This window comes from Streptomyces sp. NPDC045695, from assembly GCF_056432025.1.
On the sequence record NZ_JBWKJU010000003.1, the window covers coordinates 213,951 to 229,050 of the forward strand.

The window sequence follows — 15,100 nt, forward strand, 5'->3', positions numbered from 1 at the left end:
GCGCTCCTCGGTCGTCGGTACGGGGTCGCCACTCAAAGACTAACCCCGCTTGGTTCAAATTTGAACCAAGCGGGGTGTTCAGTCATTCCCGTGCGGGGACCGCCGTCAGTGGGCGATCACCGGGACCTTCAGCTCGGCGTCGGCGTCCTCGCCGGCGGCCGCCGGACCGCCCATGTTCGGACGGCCGGTGTTGATCAGCGTCACGGCGACGGCCGCGGCGGCGACCAGGATGCCGACCGCCCACCAGATGGCGGAGGCGTAGCCCTCGACCATGGCCTGCGCCTGGACGAGCCGGCCCGCCGGTCCGCCCGCCGCGGCCTCGGCCGCGTGGTCGCGCAGGTACGCGGTGGTCGCCGAGGCGGCGATCGTGTTCAGCAGGGCGGTGCCGATGGCGCCGCCGACCTGCTGCGAGGTGTTGACCATGGCGGAGGCGACGCCGGCGTCGGCCGGGTTCACCCCGTGCGTGGACAGGGACATGGCCGGCATGAACGCCGTACCCATGCCGAGGCCCAGCAGCAGCTGCGCCGGCATGATCAGCGCCGGGTACGAGGAGCCGACCTCCATCTGGGTCAGCATCAGCATGCCGGCGGCGGCGACCAGGAAGCCCGGTCCCATCAGCAGGCGCGGCGCGACGCGGGTCATCAGGCGGGCGCCGATCTGCGTGGAGCCCACGATCATGCCCGCGATCATCGGCAGGAAGGCGAAGCCGGTCTTGACGGGCGAGAAGCCCTTCACGACCTGGAGGTAGTAGGTGAGGAAGAGGAACAGGCCGAACATGGCGATGATGGCCAGGCCCAGCGAGAGGTAGACCCCGCCGCGGTTGCGCTCCAGCAGGACGCGCAGCGGCAGCAGCGGGGACTTCACCCTGGACTCGACGAAGACGAAGGCCGCGAGCAGCGCCACCGAGGCGACGAACATGGTGACCGTCACCTCGTCGGACCAGCCGGCCGACTCGGCGCGGGTGAAGCCGTACACCAGGGCGACGAGGCCGAGGGTGGACAGGATCACGCCGGGGATGTCGAGCGGAGCGCGGTTACGGGAGCCGGCGGGCTCGCGTATGACCAGCCAGGCACCCACGGCCGCGATGATCGCGAACGGGATGTTGACGAAGAAGGTCCAGCGCCAGTTGAGGTACTCGGTGAGGAAGCCGCCGAGGATCAGGCCGACGGCGCCGCCGCCGCCCGCGATCGCACCGTAGATGCCGAAGGCCTTGGCGCGCTCGGTGGCGTCGGTGAACATGACCGCCAGCAGCGACAGGGCCGCCGGGGCCAGCAGGGCGCCGAAGGCACCCTGGAGTGCGCGGGCGCCGAGCATCATGGCCTCGCCGTTCGCGGCGCCGCCCAGCGCGGAGGCCAGGGCGAAGCCGATGAGGCCGACGACGAAGGCGTTCTTACGGCCCCACTTGTCGGCGATGCGGCCGCCGAAGAGCAGGAGTCCGCCGAAGGCCAGCGCGTACGCGGTGATGACCCACTGGCGGTTGCCGTCCGAGATGCCGAGATCGGTCTGGGCGGAGGGCAGGGCGATGTTCACGATGGTCGCGTCGAGGACGACCATCAGCTGGGCCAGGGCGATGAAGACGAGCGCCTTCCATCGGCTGGGATCGGCGGACAGCGGCGGTATCGCGGCTGTTTTCGACATGGGGGTACCCACTTCACTGTGCGGAATGACTGAGCGGAATGGCTAAGTGCGGAAGGAGTGAAAAATCCTGAAAAAGACTATGAGGGGCGCATGGGTCGAGTCACATGGTTTTCCGCCTCAGGTCGTCCAACGTCGCGGCTGAGCCCGGCAGTTCGGAGCGGGCCGGGGCCCGCAGACCGTCGAGGAAGAGCTGGAGGTGACGGTGGGCGAAGCGGTCGACCTCGGGGCAGGCGGTGCCGGGGAGGGGACGGCTGAGCTGGGACAGGGCGACCATCAGGTCGCCGGCCCCGATGTCCGTGCGGATCAGTCCGGAGTCCTGGCCGGCGGCCAGCATGGTTTCGACGGCCGACTCCAACGCGGTGCTCGCCGCGAGGAGTTCGGGGTGATCGCGGTCGAAGCCGTCGGAGAGCATGGGGCACAGGGCGCCGATCCGCTCGTCGATCGCGGTGTGCGTGAAGCGGCACAGCGCGGCGAAGGCGTCGGGCTCCTCGGCGAGGGAGGCCTCGGCCGAGGCCGTGACCCGGTCCATCACGAAGAGCACGACGTGGCGGACGAGGGTGGGGCGGTCGGGGAAGTGCCGGTAGAGCGTGGCGTTGCCGATGCCGGCCCGGCGGGCGACCTCGTCGAAGGGGGCCGCGGAGCCGAATTCGACGAAGGCCTCGCGGGCCGCCGCCAGGATCCGCTCGCGGTTGCGGACCGCGTCGGCGCGCGGGCGCGGGAGACCGCTCCCGCGCGGCGCGCGGGGGGCGGTGGCGGTGGTGGCGGCTGCCCCGGGCGCGCCCGAGCCCTGCGCGGCGGTGGCGGCCCCGGCCGTCGCCACGGGCGTCCGCGCCCGGCCCCCGGCCGCCCCGCGGGTGGTCGGCGCCGCCGGAGCGGTGGTGGGGCGCTTCATTCCGGGGCCTCCCTGGCTTTGAGATCCGTACGGCCGCCCAAACGGGGAGCCGGTCCCCGCTTGCGGCGACTCTCGTGCAAACGGGGATCTGGTCCCCGGTTATTTCACTCGCCCGTGTGACCTGAGTCACCGCCCCGTTCCCGTTCGGCCTCTCCCGGCGCGCGGGCGCGCCGCGCCCGTCGGAGGGTGACGAACAGAGCGCAGACCGGGCAGGGCCGGCTGCCGCGGACCCGAAGGCGATCTCCATGCCGCAGACCCGCCACCGGATACGCAGACCACGCCGCACCAGCGCGTTCATCGCGCTCACCGCGCTGGCCCTCGGCGTCACGGCGACGGCGAGCGACGGAATACCCAGCCGCGGGCATTCGGCGGCGGGACCTGCGGCCACGACCGTCGAATCGGCGCTCGCGCCCTGCCGGATCGCCGGCACGATGGGCGTCCAGATGTCCGAGGGCCTGCCGACACCGCCCGGGTACTCGCGCTCGACCGGCGAGGTCCGGGCCCTGAACCTGATGATCGACTTCCCCGACGCCAAGGGCGAGGGCGCGGCGCTGGACCGGCTGGCGGAGTTCTTCCCGCAGACCGCCGACTGGTTCCGCACCAGCTCCTACGGACGGCTCACCTACCGCGCCGAGGCGCCGATAAGGACCTGGCTGCGGATGCCGATGCCGTTCGCGGCGTACGGGATCGAGCGCGGATCCCCGTACGACCCCGGCTACAAGCAGCTCGTCGAGCACATCGCGAAGGCCGCCGACCCCGAGGTGGACTTCAGCCGGTACGACCTGATCAACATCCTGGTCACACCGAACGCCGGGCCGTCCGCCCTGGACACCGTCCTGTCGGTGACCTTCTCGGGCAACGCCGACGCGCCGGTGGCCGACGGGGTGCCGCTGGCCAACACGTCCTTCGTCTTCAGCCGTCAGGACGACGGCTCCGGCACCTACCGGGAGACCGGCTACCGGGTCCTGCCCCACGAGAACGGGCACGTCTTCGGACTGCCCGACCTCTACACCGCCGACGGCGGGACCACGGTGGGGCACTGGGACATCATGAGCGAGGACTGGGGCGCCAACAACGACCTGATGGGCTGGCACAAGTGGAAGCTGGGCTGGCTGGACAGTACGCAGATCAGCTGCGCGTCGAAGTCGGGCACGAGCGACCACATCCTGTCCCCGCTGTCGGTGGGGGGCGGCACCAAGCTGGCCTTCGTACCGCTGTCGGAGAACGCCGGATTCGGGGTGGAGGTGCGGACCCGGGCCGGGAACGACGAGGCCGTCTGCAAACCGGGCGTCCTCATCTACAAGGTGGACTCCGACGTGGACACCGGGCACGGCCCGGTGACGGTGTCGGACAGCGCGGACGCGAGCGGCGGCTGCACCCGGCGGCCCAATGTGCACGCCGAGCTGTCGGACGCGCCGTTCCGGCCGGGCGAGACCTTCACCGACGAGAAGTCGGGGGTCAGCGTCTCGGTGGTGGGTGAGCTGCGCAACGGCAGCTTCCAGGTCCGGATCATCCGGCCGTGAGCCGGATCCGCGGAGGCCACGAGGCCGCTGGGGCGGCTGGGCGGCTGGGGGCTAGGGGGTCTCAGCCTTCCCCCACGAGCGCGCGACGCAGGACGTCCGTGACCTCGGAGCGGTGTTCGGGGGCCAGGAGGAAGAAATGGTCCCCGTCGAAACGGTGCACCCGGCACGCGCCGGTGGTGTGACCCGCCCAGCCGTCCAGCGGCTCGTGCGGGACCAGGGGATCGCGCGTTCCGCCCAGCGCGTGGAGGGGCGCGTCGATCCGTACGTCCTCGAACCCGACGGCGGCTTCGCGGCTGAGGGCGATGTCCGCCCGCAGGACGCGGGTGACGCGCTCCAGCATGGCCGGATCCTGCATGACCCAGTCCGGCGTGCCGCCGTTGTCCCGCAGCAGCCGGACCGCGTCCTCGTCGGTGGTGGTCGCGTGGGCGAGGCGCCGGGACCGCCCGGGCATCTGGCCGCTGACGACGGCCGCCCGGCACTGGGGGCCGAGGAGGCGTGCGGTGTGGGTGGCGAGGAGCGCGCCGAGGCTGTGGCCGAACACCACTGTGGGGAGCGGGTCCCGTACGAGGACCTCGTCGGAGACGGACTCCAGCACCTGGTCGAGGCCGCAGCCGGGAGTCTCGCCGAAGCGGCGCTCCCGGCCTGGCAGCGACAGCCCGAGCACCTCCACGTGCGCGGGCAGCGCCTCGACGAGGGGGAGCAGGATGTTGGGGCCGGCCCCGGAGTGCGGGAAGACCAGGAGCCGCACCCGGGGCGCGCCGGCGACCGCGGCTGCCGGCTTGCCGCGCAGCGACGGCCACCAGGCGGCGGTGGAGGGGGAGTTCGCTGATATCACGCGATCAGCCTATGCAGGGGCCGGCGGAGCTGACGTGACCATGACCCTGACCGGCTGAAACACGCCCTCGCGATGACGAGAAGGGTCCGAATCCAGCCAGTACTAGCATGTTTCAGCCAGGTCCGACCTGGCCCGCAACCTTCTTGATCGACTTCGGCGTCGCAGGTGTGCAGTCCGACCACGATCTTGACCACGTTCCATCACCCGGGGGGGCCGGTGCACCGTCACCGCATCATGATTTCCGCTGCCGTCGTCGCGGCAGCGATGGGTTTCGTCCCGAGCGCGGCGCTGGCGGCCGAAGCGCCCGCGGGCCACGGCGTGAGCGCCGGTACCGCCAGCTCGAAGGGCAGCTCGAAGGGCAGCTCGGCGGACGGCCAGAAGAAGGCCGAGGCCGCCGCCAAGGCCGCGGCGGAGCAGGGCGCCACCTTCCACAGCCCGGCGAATCGTTCCGTCCGCACGTCCGCGAACGCTCCGCAGGCGGCGGTGAGCGTCACGGACAACCCGGGCCTGGGAGTCGACCTCTCCGCCCGCGGCGTCAGCACGTACGGCATCAAGCTGACGTCCTACGTCTACACCAGCGTCGCCACTCCGATCACCGTGGACATCAACTGGGGTGACGGCAAGACCGATTCGGACATGGTCACCGACAGCGACTTCGTCGAGACGACGCACGTCTACAGCGAGCTCGGCACCCGCACGGTCACGGTCACCGTGAAGGACCTGCGGAACAACGTCACCGCCACCAACACGTTGGAGGTCACGACCGTCGGCACCAAGTTCACCCCGCACGCCCCGACCCGGCTGCTGGACACCCGGGACGGAACCGGCGCCGCGGGCGCCGGGGCCGTCGCCCCGTACGGCACGACCCGCGTGAAGGTCGGCGGCAACAGCGGCATACCGGCCGGCGTGACCGCCGTGGCCCTCAACCTCACCGCCACCAACACCGCCGCCGGCGGGCACATCACGGCCTACCCGGCGGGGACGGACCGGCCGATCACCTCGAACGTGAACTTCGTCGCGGGGCAGACCGTCCCGAACATGACGATCGTGCCGGTCGGAGCGGACGGCTACGTCGAGCTGGCCAACCGCAGCTCGGGGACCGTGGACCTGATCGCGGACGTCACGGGGTACTTCACCCGCGCCGTCGCCAGCGGCTACACCTCACTGGACCCGTACCGCGTCGTCGACAGCCGCGAGGGGCTGGGCACCGCCGGGGGCCAGGTCCCCGGCCAGAGCACGTTCGCCGTCCCGATCGCCGGCCACGCCGGGGTGCCGTACCAGGGCGTCACCGCGGTGGCCCTCAACGTCACGGTCACCAACCCCTCGAACTCGGGCCACCTGACCGTCTTCCCGGGCGGACAGCAGGCACCGTCCACGTCGAACGTGAACTTCACCGCCGGCCAGACGGTCGCCAACTCGGTGATCGTCCCGGTCGGTCCGGACGGGAAGATCAACATCCGTAACGGCTCCTGGAGCGGGGCCGACGTGGTCGTGGACGTCGTCGGCTACTACAGCCCCGGCAGCAAGGCCGCGTACCTGCCCGTCACGCCGACGCGCCTGTACGACACGCGCGACTGGGGCCTCGCGCTCCCCGGCCAGGACTACGAGCACCTCGCACTCGGTGCGCACGACCTCTCGATCACGGGCTACGTCCTGAACACGACGGTCACCAACACCGAGGGCGACGGCCACCTCACGGTCTCCCCGGACCCCAACACCACGTCCCAGTACGACAAGGGCACCGCCATCCGGCCGACCCCGCCGAACTCCTCCAACCTGAACTGGACGAAGGGCGCGACCGTCCCGAACCTGGTCCAGGCGAGCACCGGCAAGAACGGCGTCATCGACTTCTGGAACCGCAGCTGGCAGCGCACCGACCTGGTGGTCGACATGTTCGGCCTCTACGACGAGCTCTGACCGACCGCACCCCGGGGACGGCCACACGGGCCGCCCCCGGGGGCTCGCGAAGGGCCGTCACCCGTGGTCGAGGACCTCGGAGCGCTGGTGCAGCTCCATGCGCTTGTGTCCCCGGTAGGCGAGCAGGCCGATGAAGCAGACCCCGCACGTTCCGGTCAGCGCGGCCAGGGGGCCGGCCGCGTCCGTGCGTCCGAGGAGCACCAAGAGGCTCACGACCACGGCGAGGAGCAGGGCGGCGCCGCCCAGGAACCACAGCGCCACCTTCAGCGGCCTCAGCTGCCGCTCGATGCGTTCGTTCTCCCGTCGCGCCACGCAGTGAAGATGCCGGCAGTCGGCTTCCGAACTCGGCCCCCTCGGAGGGCACGCGCACACGGGGGCGGCGTTACCGTTGCCCAGATACCGCCTGCCGCCCCGCGGGGTTGGGGTACCGTTTTTGGGGGCCATCGATCGCTCCTCGCTTTCGACCCATTGCGATGTCGCTGGATGAGCCTCGTGGAGGGCTCTGCCTCGACCCTTGCCTGGCAGCTGGACGTCGGGGAGAGCCCTCCTGCGGGTCCATTTCGCTCAACGGGGAGAGCTTAGACCTGGGTCGAAAGCCGCTGCCGGGAGCGGGATTTGTTTCAGTACAACTCTTAAGGCACCGCCATCTACCAGTCGGTAATGGCAGGGTTCGCCCACCAGGCCCGTGAACTCGCGTTTTGCCACCGGGAGTCGGCCGGTGAGGGCCGCCGCGGCACTTCACGACTTGAAACGCCGCCCCGCCATGCACGGACGCCGCGTTCGAGTGCCTGTCAGCGCCTCACAACGCCGCCGCCAAATCTTTGTGACCATCCGGAGAAGTGGTGTCACTGCTTACAAGATCGCCGGACCGGCGGGCTTGCGGAACCGCTCGGCGAGCACCCGGCCCGTCTCCCACCCGGGCCGGTCCCGCTCTGCTCCTCCTGCCCGGCCCCGGCGTAGCGCGCCCCGCTCTCGGCCGGGACGGCCCGTCAGCTGTCCGCGAAGACGCCGACCGCCGTGATCGCGGTCACAGGTCGTCCTTCGTTCCCAGGACAGCGGGACCGCTGCCTTCGGGAAGGTGTTCCACGACCAGGGCGAACGCCTCCTCCGGGGTCGCCACCTCACCGAGAACGCCCTCCCCGGCCCGGCCCGTGACCTGGAACCCGCCGGCTGCGAGCGGATAAACGAGCGGCACGTCGTGGGAGGCGGGGTAGCCGGTGCACCGGCTGAGGTACAGGATGCCGTGGCTGACCCCGGGGAAGAGCACCCGCAGCCGCGGCTGCGCGTAAGCGGCCCGCACCATGGCGGGGTCGATGACGTCCCCCCCGAAGCCCAGGAACTCCTTCCACCGTTCCGCGACGATCTCTGCAGCCTTCAGAGAGCCCTCACTGTCCGTCATCTTGCGAGCTCACCTCCTCTTCGGTTTGTTGCTGGTGTCCGGCGGGCTCAGTTCGGGAATGTCCGGCCGGGGAACGTCGATGCGTTGATTCTCCGAGTACCAGTGGATCGAGTCCCACGACCGCCCCATGGGATTCGGATCTCCGTCCGCGACGTCCGCCTGGTGCACTGTGCCGGGGGCCACCGCTGCTGCGGTGCGGGCACAGGGCCAGACCCAGCGGGTCGATCCACCGTGTCGGGTTGTCGACGTACAGGAACGCGTTCGGAGCCGGGGCCAGACCCAACGGGTCCGGGGAGACGTAGCGGCCCGCGGACGGGTCGTAGTAGCGGTGGCGGTTGTAGTGGAGTCCCGACTCCGGATCGAAGTACTGGCCGGGGAAACGGAGGGGGGTGTAGGCGCTCGCGTCGCGGTTCCAGGTGGTGGTGCCCCAGAGCGCGGAGCGCGTGTACCAGGCCACCTCCCCCTCCTCGTCGATGAGCTCGCGCGGGGTCCCGACCAGGTCCGTGGCGATCGCGAAGAAGCGGCTGTCGACCTCCTTCGGGCCTATGAACCGCCGCTCCACCTGGGTGACCGGCTTCGTTCCGTCGTAGTCCCACGTCAGCGCGACGGACTCCGGTGAGCCGGGCACACGACTCACCTGCTCGATGAGGGAGTCTCCGTCCCAGGTGAAGGAGACCTCCTCGGTGACGGGCCCCCGTCCGGCGACAGGCGCTGCTTGGCGATGCCGAAGAGCACTTGTTCATGTGTGAAAGCTGGCTCGCATTGCTCCTACCTCGTCGGCCCAAACATGATCAAATAGCGCCATGGTGTGGGACGAATGGGAAAAGGCCAAGGTAGATGTTGCCGGCGAGCGCCAGGCGTCGATGCGCCTCAACCAGGTGACCAGCGGACCTGGTGGCGGTCAGGCCGACCTGGTCGTGCACCAGGATGACCTGGGCGAAGTGGGTCATGAGGCTTTCCTGCTGCATGGGCAGCTGCAGAAGCAGGCCGATATCGCCGGCGCCGGTGCCGACGGCTCAGGAAGCGGCTCCACGATGCAGGCCGCAGCATCTTTGAAGACGGCCGGCTTTTCACTCGGCGGCGAGCTGGAGACCACCGTGTCCGTGTGGACCTCTCAGGTGAAGACGGTCCTGCAGGCATGCGCCCACATCTCGAACCACCTGGACTACTCCAAGAAGGCGCACGCCGCGGACGACGAGGCCATCGCAGCCTCGCTCCGCAACCGCGACGGTTCGGCCGTGTCCGTCTCCCGTATCGACGAGTACCTCAAGTAGGGAGCACGGCATGGACTACTCGGACCTCATGGAACTCGACCTGACGAAGCTGGGATCCGCCGTTCAGGACTGGAAGCGCACGGCCGACGCTCTGCAGAGCCTGGGGGGACAGGCGCGCGACGGGGCAAAGGCCAAGGCCGAGAAGGCCCGGTGGGAAGGCGTGAACGCCGGTGTGACCCGCGCCTTCGTCGGCAAGACGGTCAAGGAGATAGAGGACCTCCACACGGAAGCCCAGAGCATCTTCGGCATCCTCCAGGACACCCACTCCGAACTGGTGGCCATCCAGCAGCAGGCAAAGAACCTCACCGCCGACGCCAAGGAGGCAGGCTTCAACGTCCGTGTGGGGCAAGGCGGAGCGGTGACGATCGAGGATGCCCTGATCTGTGAGGTGGACGGTCCCGGCCAGCGCAAGCAGGACCTCATGCGCTGGTACGCCGACACCCTGAGCGGAGTGGTGAGCCACGCGGCGGAGGTCGATGCCGCTGCCGTACGCGCTTTGCGCGGCAGCCACGGCGCGGATCCGCACAACGCCGGCCATGCGACGTACACCTCCCTCGACCAGGAGATGCTCCCGCGAGCACTGAAACTGGCCGGTCTCGGCGAGGAGGCCAACACCAAACAGCGGAAGGAGCTGCAGCGGCTCTGGCAGTCACTCGGGCCCGAGGCCCGGGCCCAGCTGTGGACCCAGCACCGGGACGACCTTCTTGCTGCTGGCCTGCTCCGGCCTCAGGTCAAGCAGGTCGCCGCGGACGACGGCGCTGGACCGTACGACGTCGAATCGCCAGGAATGGCGGATTATTGGAAAGAGATCCAGGCCAACGGCATCTCGAACTCCGGCGACTTCATGGGCAAGACCGACGCGGCCCGTCACATGGATCACTACCTCAACGGCAGCGGCAAGACGCTCGATCTGGACGTCGACCGCATGCTTGCCGACGACCCGGCGCTCCGGGACGAGGTGGCACGGATCCGGGCCACAGAGCAGGACGAGTGGCGGCAGCAGGCACTGGATGCCTTCGAGAAGTCAGGCGGCAAGCCTGTCGCCATCCCCGTGGAATCCAGCAGCAGCGGATATGAACACGAAAAGGGGCCGGACGGTACAAACAACTGGTACCTGGCCGTAGGCAGCGGCATGACCAACACGACCGGGGTGGTCACCGCCGTCCCCGGACCCGATGGAAAGCCGCAGGTCAGCATCGACTACCAGGTCAATGTGTGGGACCGCTACAACTGGGACGCAGACAAGGCCACGCCGATCGGACCGACCACCGTCACCGATGCCGACATGGCCCGTATGCACACGACAGGACTGGCCAGGGAGTTCGACATGCGAGGAAGCAGCTCGGTACAGCGGCACGACCTGTCGGCAGGGGGGTCCTGGCCCGCACCGGAGGACACCGGGCGGAGCGGCACCCGCACGGACATCGGCCGCAATTCGGCCGCCCGGTGATCCGCGCACGACGCCCGGGCCGCGCCCCGACGCTCGCAGTGGCAACGGTGCTGCTCGGCGCGCTCGCCGCCGGATGCTCCGGGGCGTCCGGCGGTACCGGCAGGGAGGGCAGCCGCTCGGCGGACACGGGGACGTCCGACTGGGTCGAAGGGGCCACCGCCGAGTCCATCGCCCGGACCCTGCACGTGGAGGTCCCCTCGACAGCGACTCACACCGTTGCGGCGCACCGGAGGGGGGTCCAGGACGACGGATTGATCCTGTCCTTCGTCCTGCCTGCGGAAGCTGTGGAGCCCTTCCTCACCCAGCTGAAGCCGGAACAGCCCCTCAGACTCCGCGCGCAGCCCTTCGCCGCCGAGGCGACACCGGCCACGCCGTTCGCACGCCTGGGGCTGCCGGAACCGGATTCGCTTCCCAAGGTCCGGGAAGGGCAGGTGTGCGCTCCCTGCAAGGGCGACCTGAACTGGCTCAAGGTCGCGGTGGCACAGATCGACGAACGGAGCAGCCGGGTCTACCTGAGAGGGGTCGACTGACGCCCAGCCGTCTGCGGAGACAACGGTGTTGCAAGCACACGTCAACCCGGTCGCGCCCGCCACGTTTGCCGGGGCCAGCACTTCATCAGGGCATCTGAACTGCTCGACTTCACTCCCAACCCCGCGGTGTCACCTGCTTCTGCTTCGCCTGCTCCAGCAGGCGAAGCCGAGAACTGAACGACGGTTACTGGTGATTGCTCACCCCGGAGGAGCCGAAGGCGGTGTGCGCGTTCTCACCGCCCCAGCCGGTCGGGCTGCGCCAGATGACATTGACACGGAAGACGTCGCGAATCGTGTCGACAGACCAGTCTTCGGCAGGCGGTTCGGAGAGGACAAGGTAGAGACCGTCGGCCGGCGCGGGCAGCGTGTGGTTGGTCTCGAGCAGGCGGGTCGCGCCCGATCGCAAGTCCGCATAGGTGGAGCAGCCTGCGCCCAGGGCCTCGTAGAGGAAGAGACCGTGCTGGGTGACGCAGCTGACGTCGACGACCGAGGAGTCGGCCGGCTGGAGGTCCGCCCAGAGAAGTGATGCCTTCAGCGCATGACGGACCGCCTCGTGCTTCTTGCACGTACGGTCGGCCGCGGCAGCCGCTTCCAGCGCGCGGAGGAAACCGTCCTTCGTGGTCGCAGCCGGTGTTGCGGCGGCGGTGTCCGCGGTGGTCATCTGCATCTCTTCCTTCTGATCTGGTTGCGTCGGGGCGACGGGGATCGCGCCGTCAGAGTTCGGCTTCGTCGCCATGCTGAAGCGCTCCTGGAGCTCTCGCCGTGCTTCAGCGAGGGGCCCTGCCCAGCCGGAAGCATCCAGCCCCTCCGCGAGCCGACGTGCGTCGAAGGTGCCTTCCTTGAGCGCACGGTTGGTGGTCGCGGCAAGGTCTCGAAGAACTCCGAGTCGCTCTCTGTCCGGATCACCGAACAGATGAAGTACATCGACCCAGTCAGCCTGGTCCCGGCGAAGGATGCGGTTGGCCATGCCCTGGAGTTCGGAGAGGCGGCTGCGGGCGTCGGCAACGTCGCCGTCGCTGCCGGTCAGCTCTCCCAGCACGTCCAGCGCCGCGAGATAGCGCCCGGCCATCCGCTCCGAGACGGGCGACCGGCCACGCTGATCGGCGGTGAGCACCGTCTGACTCGTGTCGTTCGCGAACACCCAGCAGTCCAGCTCGTCACCCCGGCGCGGGGGAACCGAACCCTGGCGGACGGTGAGCACGAGCGGCCGGCCGATCACCGGAGACAGCGGCCTGACCTTGTACCGACCGCCAGAGACGTGGCCCACGACCTCGACCCGGACATCGCTGCCGATCCGGGGAAGGCTTTCCGCCGCGCCCGCCGGCCGGACGTCCGGTGCCGCAGGTTCGGAGTCGTCCGCGGAGGCGGTGAGCGCCTCCGGCAACGCGGCGGTGTGCAGGACCGTCAGGCTCTGGGTGCTGCGGGTGAGGGCCACGTACAGCTGACGCAGCCCGGCCGGACCACGGTCGGCGATCGTCGCGGGCTCGACGACCAGCACGTGGTCGTACTCCATTCCCTTGGCCTGCGCGGCGGCCAGTACGGACACGGCATCGCGATCGCGCTCGGCGATGTCGCCACCCTCGTGGATTCGGTGGCTGATGGCGTCCAGCCAGTCGGAGTCGTCGGGGACGATGACGGCAACGGAGCGGGGGTTGTTGCCGTCGCTGGTGCGCACCAGTCGTGCCACGTGGGCGAAGGTGTCGTCGAGCAGCTTCCACGGTTCGGTCGCCACGGTCCGCACGGCATCCACGTCCGCCTCACGGACAGCCTGTGGATAAGGCAGGGACGGCGCGACCACGCGGGCGAGAGGGGCGACGAACTCCATGATCTCGGCGGGGACGCGGTAGCTGGTGGTGAGCTGAGCCACGCTCCAGTCGCCGTGGTCGGAAAGGAGTGCGCCCAGCAGGTCCCAGCTCGTCGGGATGTGGGCGCCCGTCGCCTGCGCGAGGTCGCCCAGGACGGTCATGGAACCGCCCACGGCACACCGCCGCCGCAGGGAGCGGGCCTGCATGGGCGTGAGGTCCTGGGCCTCGTCGACAACGATATGGCCGTATCGCGGTGGGTTGTCGCCGCTGATCAGCACGCGAAGCTCTTCGAGGCAGACGTGGTCGTCGAGCGTCCACGGGTCGCCGTCGGCGCTGGCAGCGCGGGCCCGCAACAGGGCTGCCTGATCGTCCTCGTCGAGGATGCCGTCGGCGCAGTCCCGCAGGAGGTCGGCCGAGTCGTAGAGGCTACGCAGGGCCTCCCGGGGTCCGGGGGACGGCCAGACACGTTCGACGAGGCGCTCGACCCGGCGGTTGCGTTCCAGGTCGCGGCGGATCGTGCCGGCCTGTCCGCGGCGCGGTGCGACATCGGCGAGCTCTTGGAGAAGCCGGTCGACGAACAGGCCGCGGAAGCGGTCCCGCCGCTCCCGGAAGGGCCCGCCGCCGGCGTGAGCCTGGTCGAGGAGGGCGAGGACCTCGGACTTCGGCACGCGGAGGGTCGTACTGCCGGCGGTGACGACGACCCCGGGCTCGTCGCCCTCGTAGGAGGGGGCGACGGTGAGGGCGTCGAGGGCCTCGGGGCGGTAGTCGCTCTCGACCCGGCGCCGCAGTACGGCCGCCATGCCTTCCCCCGACTTCGCCAGACGCGCCTTCGGGGAGTCCACACCGAGGATCTCGCCCTCCCACAGCCGGTCCAGCTGGACGGCGTTGACATCCCGGGTGCCGAGGGTGGGGAGGACCTGGCCGACGTAGTCGAGGAACCGCTGGTGGGGGCCGATGACGAGGATGTCCTGGGCCTTGAAGTGCTCATTGTTGACGAGCCAGGTCACCCGGTGGAGACCGACCGCCGACTTGCCGGTACCGGGGCCGCCCTGCACGACGAGGATGTCCGAGGGCGAGCCGGTGACCAGCGCCATCTGGTCACGGCGGATGGTCTCGACGATGTCCCTCATCCGGCCGCCGCGCGACCGCTGGAGCTCCTGCAGCAGGAAGTCGTCCGGCTGGGGTGCCTTACGCCGCTGCCGTCGTACGACATCGCCGGGCGTGGGGGCCGTCGTACGTTCCGGGGCGGGGGACGCGTCCGCCTCCTCCGCCGCGCTGTCGTCGGCGGCCTGACGGGGCACCGGTACGTCGGCGGACTCGGGTACGCCGACGGGCTCAGGTACGGGTACGGGTACGGGAGCGGGTGCCGCCGGGGAGATCTCGTCGAAGTAGCCCTCGACGATGCGCTGTACGCAACGGAGCTGCCGGCGCAGGACCACCTCGCCCGGGCTCTCGGGCCGGGTTTCGATCCAGGTCTTCGCCTGGGGGCTGGTCCACGGCAGCACCACCAGCTCGTGCGAGGCGTCGTGCACGCTGCGGCGCCCGATGTACCACGGCCGCGGCTCTCCGCCCGGGTCCTCCGGGGCGTCGACGCGGGAGAAGACCAGCGCCTCGTCGCCCAGTCCTCCGTAGGCCTCGGCCCGCGCCTCCGCTTCGGCCCGGTTGGCGATCCCGTCCTTGCCGCTCGCCGAGGCGGTGGCCGCCGAGGTGCCGCTCAGTTCGGCCAGTTTCGTCGTGTAGCAGTCGTACGCATGGTCCACCGCCCGCTGCTCGCCGGCGAGGGTCTCGTCCCGAGTGGTGGTGCTCATGTGCGTCCTCCCTGCGGTGCCGGGGGACA

12 protein-coding genes are annotated in these 15,100 nt (G+C 70.1%); 5 read left to right on the forward strand and 7 right to left on the reverse strand.

Features of this window, described 5'->3' with window-relative positions:
• Positions 1–105: 105 nt before the first annotated feature.
• Entirely contained in the window at positions 106–1,638 is a 1,533-nt protein-coding gene (locus AC07DU_RS07315) for an MFS transporter (protein ID WP_479028630.1), read from the reverse strand.
• 100 nt (positions 1,639–1,738) lie between these two features.
• A complete protein-coding gene (locus tag AC07DU_RS07320) occupies positions 1,739–2,530 on the reverse strand; it encodes a TetR/AcrR family transcriptional regulator (RefSeq protein WP_479110096.1) in 792 nt (263 codons plus the stop codon).
• Between the two features lie 245 nt (positions 2,531–2,775).
• Here AC07DU_RS07320 and AC07DU_RS07325 point away from each other — a divergent pair, with 245 nt between their 5' ends.
• Positions 2,776–4,053, forward strand: coding sequence for a M6 family metalloprotease domain-containing protein (locus AC07DU_RS07325; protein ID WP_479028636.1), 1,278 nt, complete (start codon positions 2,776–2,778; stop codon positions 4,051–4,053).
• Between the two features lie 61 nt (positions 4,054–4,114).
• Here AC07DU_RS07325 and AC07DU_RS07330 read toward each other — a convergent pair whose 3' ends face one another.
• On the reverse strand, positions 4,115–4,888 hold the full coding sequence (locus tag AC07DU_RS07330) for a thioesterase II family protein (protein WP_479110098.1): 774 nt from the start codon (positions 4,886–4,888) through the stop codon (positions 4,115–4,117).
• A gap of 234 nt (positions 4,889–5,122) precedes the next feature.
• Here AC07DU_RS07330 and AC07DU_RS07335 point away from each other — a divergent pair, with 234 nt between their 5' ends.
• A complete protein-coding gene (locus AC07DU_RS07335; protein ID WP_479110100.1) occupies positions 5,123–6,805 on the forward strand; it encodes a hypothetical protein in 1,683 nt (560 codons plus the stop codon).
• Positions 6,806–6,862: 57 nt separating this feature from the next.
• Here AC07DU_RS07335 and AC07DU_RS07340 read toward each other — a convergent pair whose 3' ends face one another.
• The 3 genes from AC07DU_RS07340 to AC07DU_RS07350 form a co-directional block, all read right to left on the reverse strand.
• Complete coding sequence (locus AC07DU_RS07340; protein ID WP_366865658.1) at positions 6,863–7,117, reverse strand: hypothetical protein; 255 nt, start codon at positions 7,115–7,117, stop codon at positions 6,863–6,865.
• Positions 7,118–7,832: 715 nt separating this feature from the next.
• Positions 7,833–8,204 (reverse strand): DUF6193 family natural product biosynthesis protein, encoded by a 372-nt coding sequence (locus tag AC07DU_RS07345; protein WP_479110102.1) that lies wholly within the window; start codon positions 8,202–8,204, stop codon positions 7,833–7,835.
• Positions 8,191–8,832, reverse strand: a complete 642-nt coding sequence (locus AC07DU_RS07350; protein WP_479110104.1) for an RHS repeat-associated core domain-containing protein — start codon at positions 8,830–8,832, stop codon at positions 8,191–8,193. The genes AC07DU_RS07345 and AC07DU_RS07350 overlap by 14 nt, the downstream gene beginning before the upstream one ends.
• 175 nt (positions 8,833–9,007) lie before the next feature.
• Here AC07DU_RS07350 and AC07DU_RS07355 point away from each other — a divergent pair, with 175 nt between their 5' ends.
• The 3 genes from AC07DU_RS07355 to AC07DU_RS07365 are packed head-to-tail and all read left to right on the forward strand — an operon-like array spanning position 9,008 to position 11,458.
• Positions 9,008–9,478, forward strand: coding sequence for a hypothetical protein (locus AC07DU_RS07355; protein WP_479110106.1), 471 nt, complete (start codon positions 9,008–9,010; stop codon positions 9,476–9,478).
• A 10-nt stretch (positions 9,479–9,488) separates the two neighbouring features.
• Positions 9,489–10,928, forward strand: coding sequence for a hypothetical protein (locus tag AC07DU_RS07360; protein WP_479110108.1), 1,440 nt, complete (start codon positions 9,489–9,491; stop codon positions 10,926–10,928).
• Between the two features lie 38 nt (positions 10,929–10,966).
• A complete protein-coding gene (locus AC07DU_RS07365; RefSeq protein ID WP_479110110.1) occupies positions 10,967–11,458 on the forward strand; it encodes a hypothetical protein in 492 nt (163 codons plus the stop codon).
• Between the two features lie 184 nt (positions 11,459–11,642).
• Here the strand turns inward: AC07DU_RS07365 and AC07DU_RS07370 are convergent, their stop codons facing one another.
• Positions 11,643–15,071: a HelD family protein gene (locus AC07DU_RS07370; protein ID WP_479110112.1), complete on the reverse strand. Its 3,429-nt coding sequence runs from the start codon at positions 15,069–15,071 to the stop codon at positions 11,643–11,645.
• Positions 15,072–15,100 lie beyond the last annotated feature (29 nt).

Bases quoted from the DNA above. Each gene is read 5' to 3' on its own strand.
- AC07DU_RS07315 (WP_479028630.1), bottom strand. From the start codon at position 1,638: ATGTCGAAAACAGCCGCGATACCGCCGCTGTCCGCCGATCCCAGCCGA.
- AC07DU_RS07325 (WP_479028636.1), top strand. From the start codon at position 2,776: ATGCCGCAGACCCGCCACCGGATACGCAGACCACGCCGCACCAGCGCG.
- AC07DU_RS07320 (WP_479110096.1), bottom strand. From the start codon at position 2,530: ATGAAGCGCCCCACCACCGCTCCGGCGGCGCCGACCACCCGCGGGGCG.
- AC07DU_RS07345 (WP_479110102.1), bottom strand. From the start codon at position 8,204: ATGACGGACAGTGAGGGCTCTCTGAAGGCTGCAGAGATCGTCGCGGAA.
- AC07DU_RS07370 (WP_479110112.1), bottom strand. From the start codon at position 15,071: ATGAGCACCACCACTCGGGACGAGACCCTCGCCGGCGAGCAGCGGGCG.
- AC07DU_RS07360 (WP_479110108.1), top strand. From the start codon at position 9,489: ATGGACTACTCGGACCTCATGGAACTCGACCTGACGAAGCTGGGATCC.
- AC07DU_RS07335 (WP_479110100.1), top strand. From the start codon at position 5,123: ATGATTTCCGCTGCCGTCGTCGCGGCAGCGATGGGTTTCGTCCCGAGC.
- AC07DU_RS07355 (WP_479110106.1), top strand. From the start codon at position 9,008: ATGGTGTGGGACGAATGGGAAAAGGCCAAGGTAGATGTTGCCGGCGAG.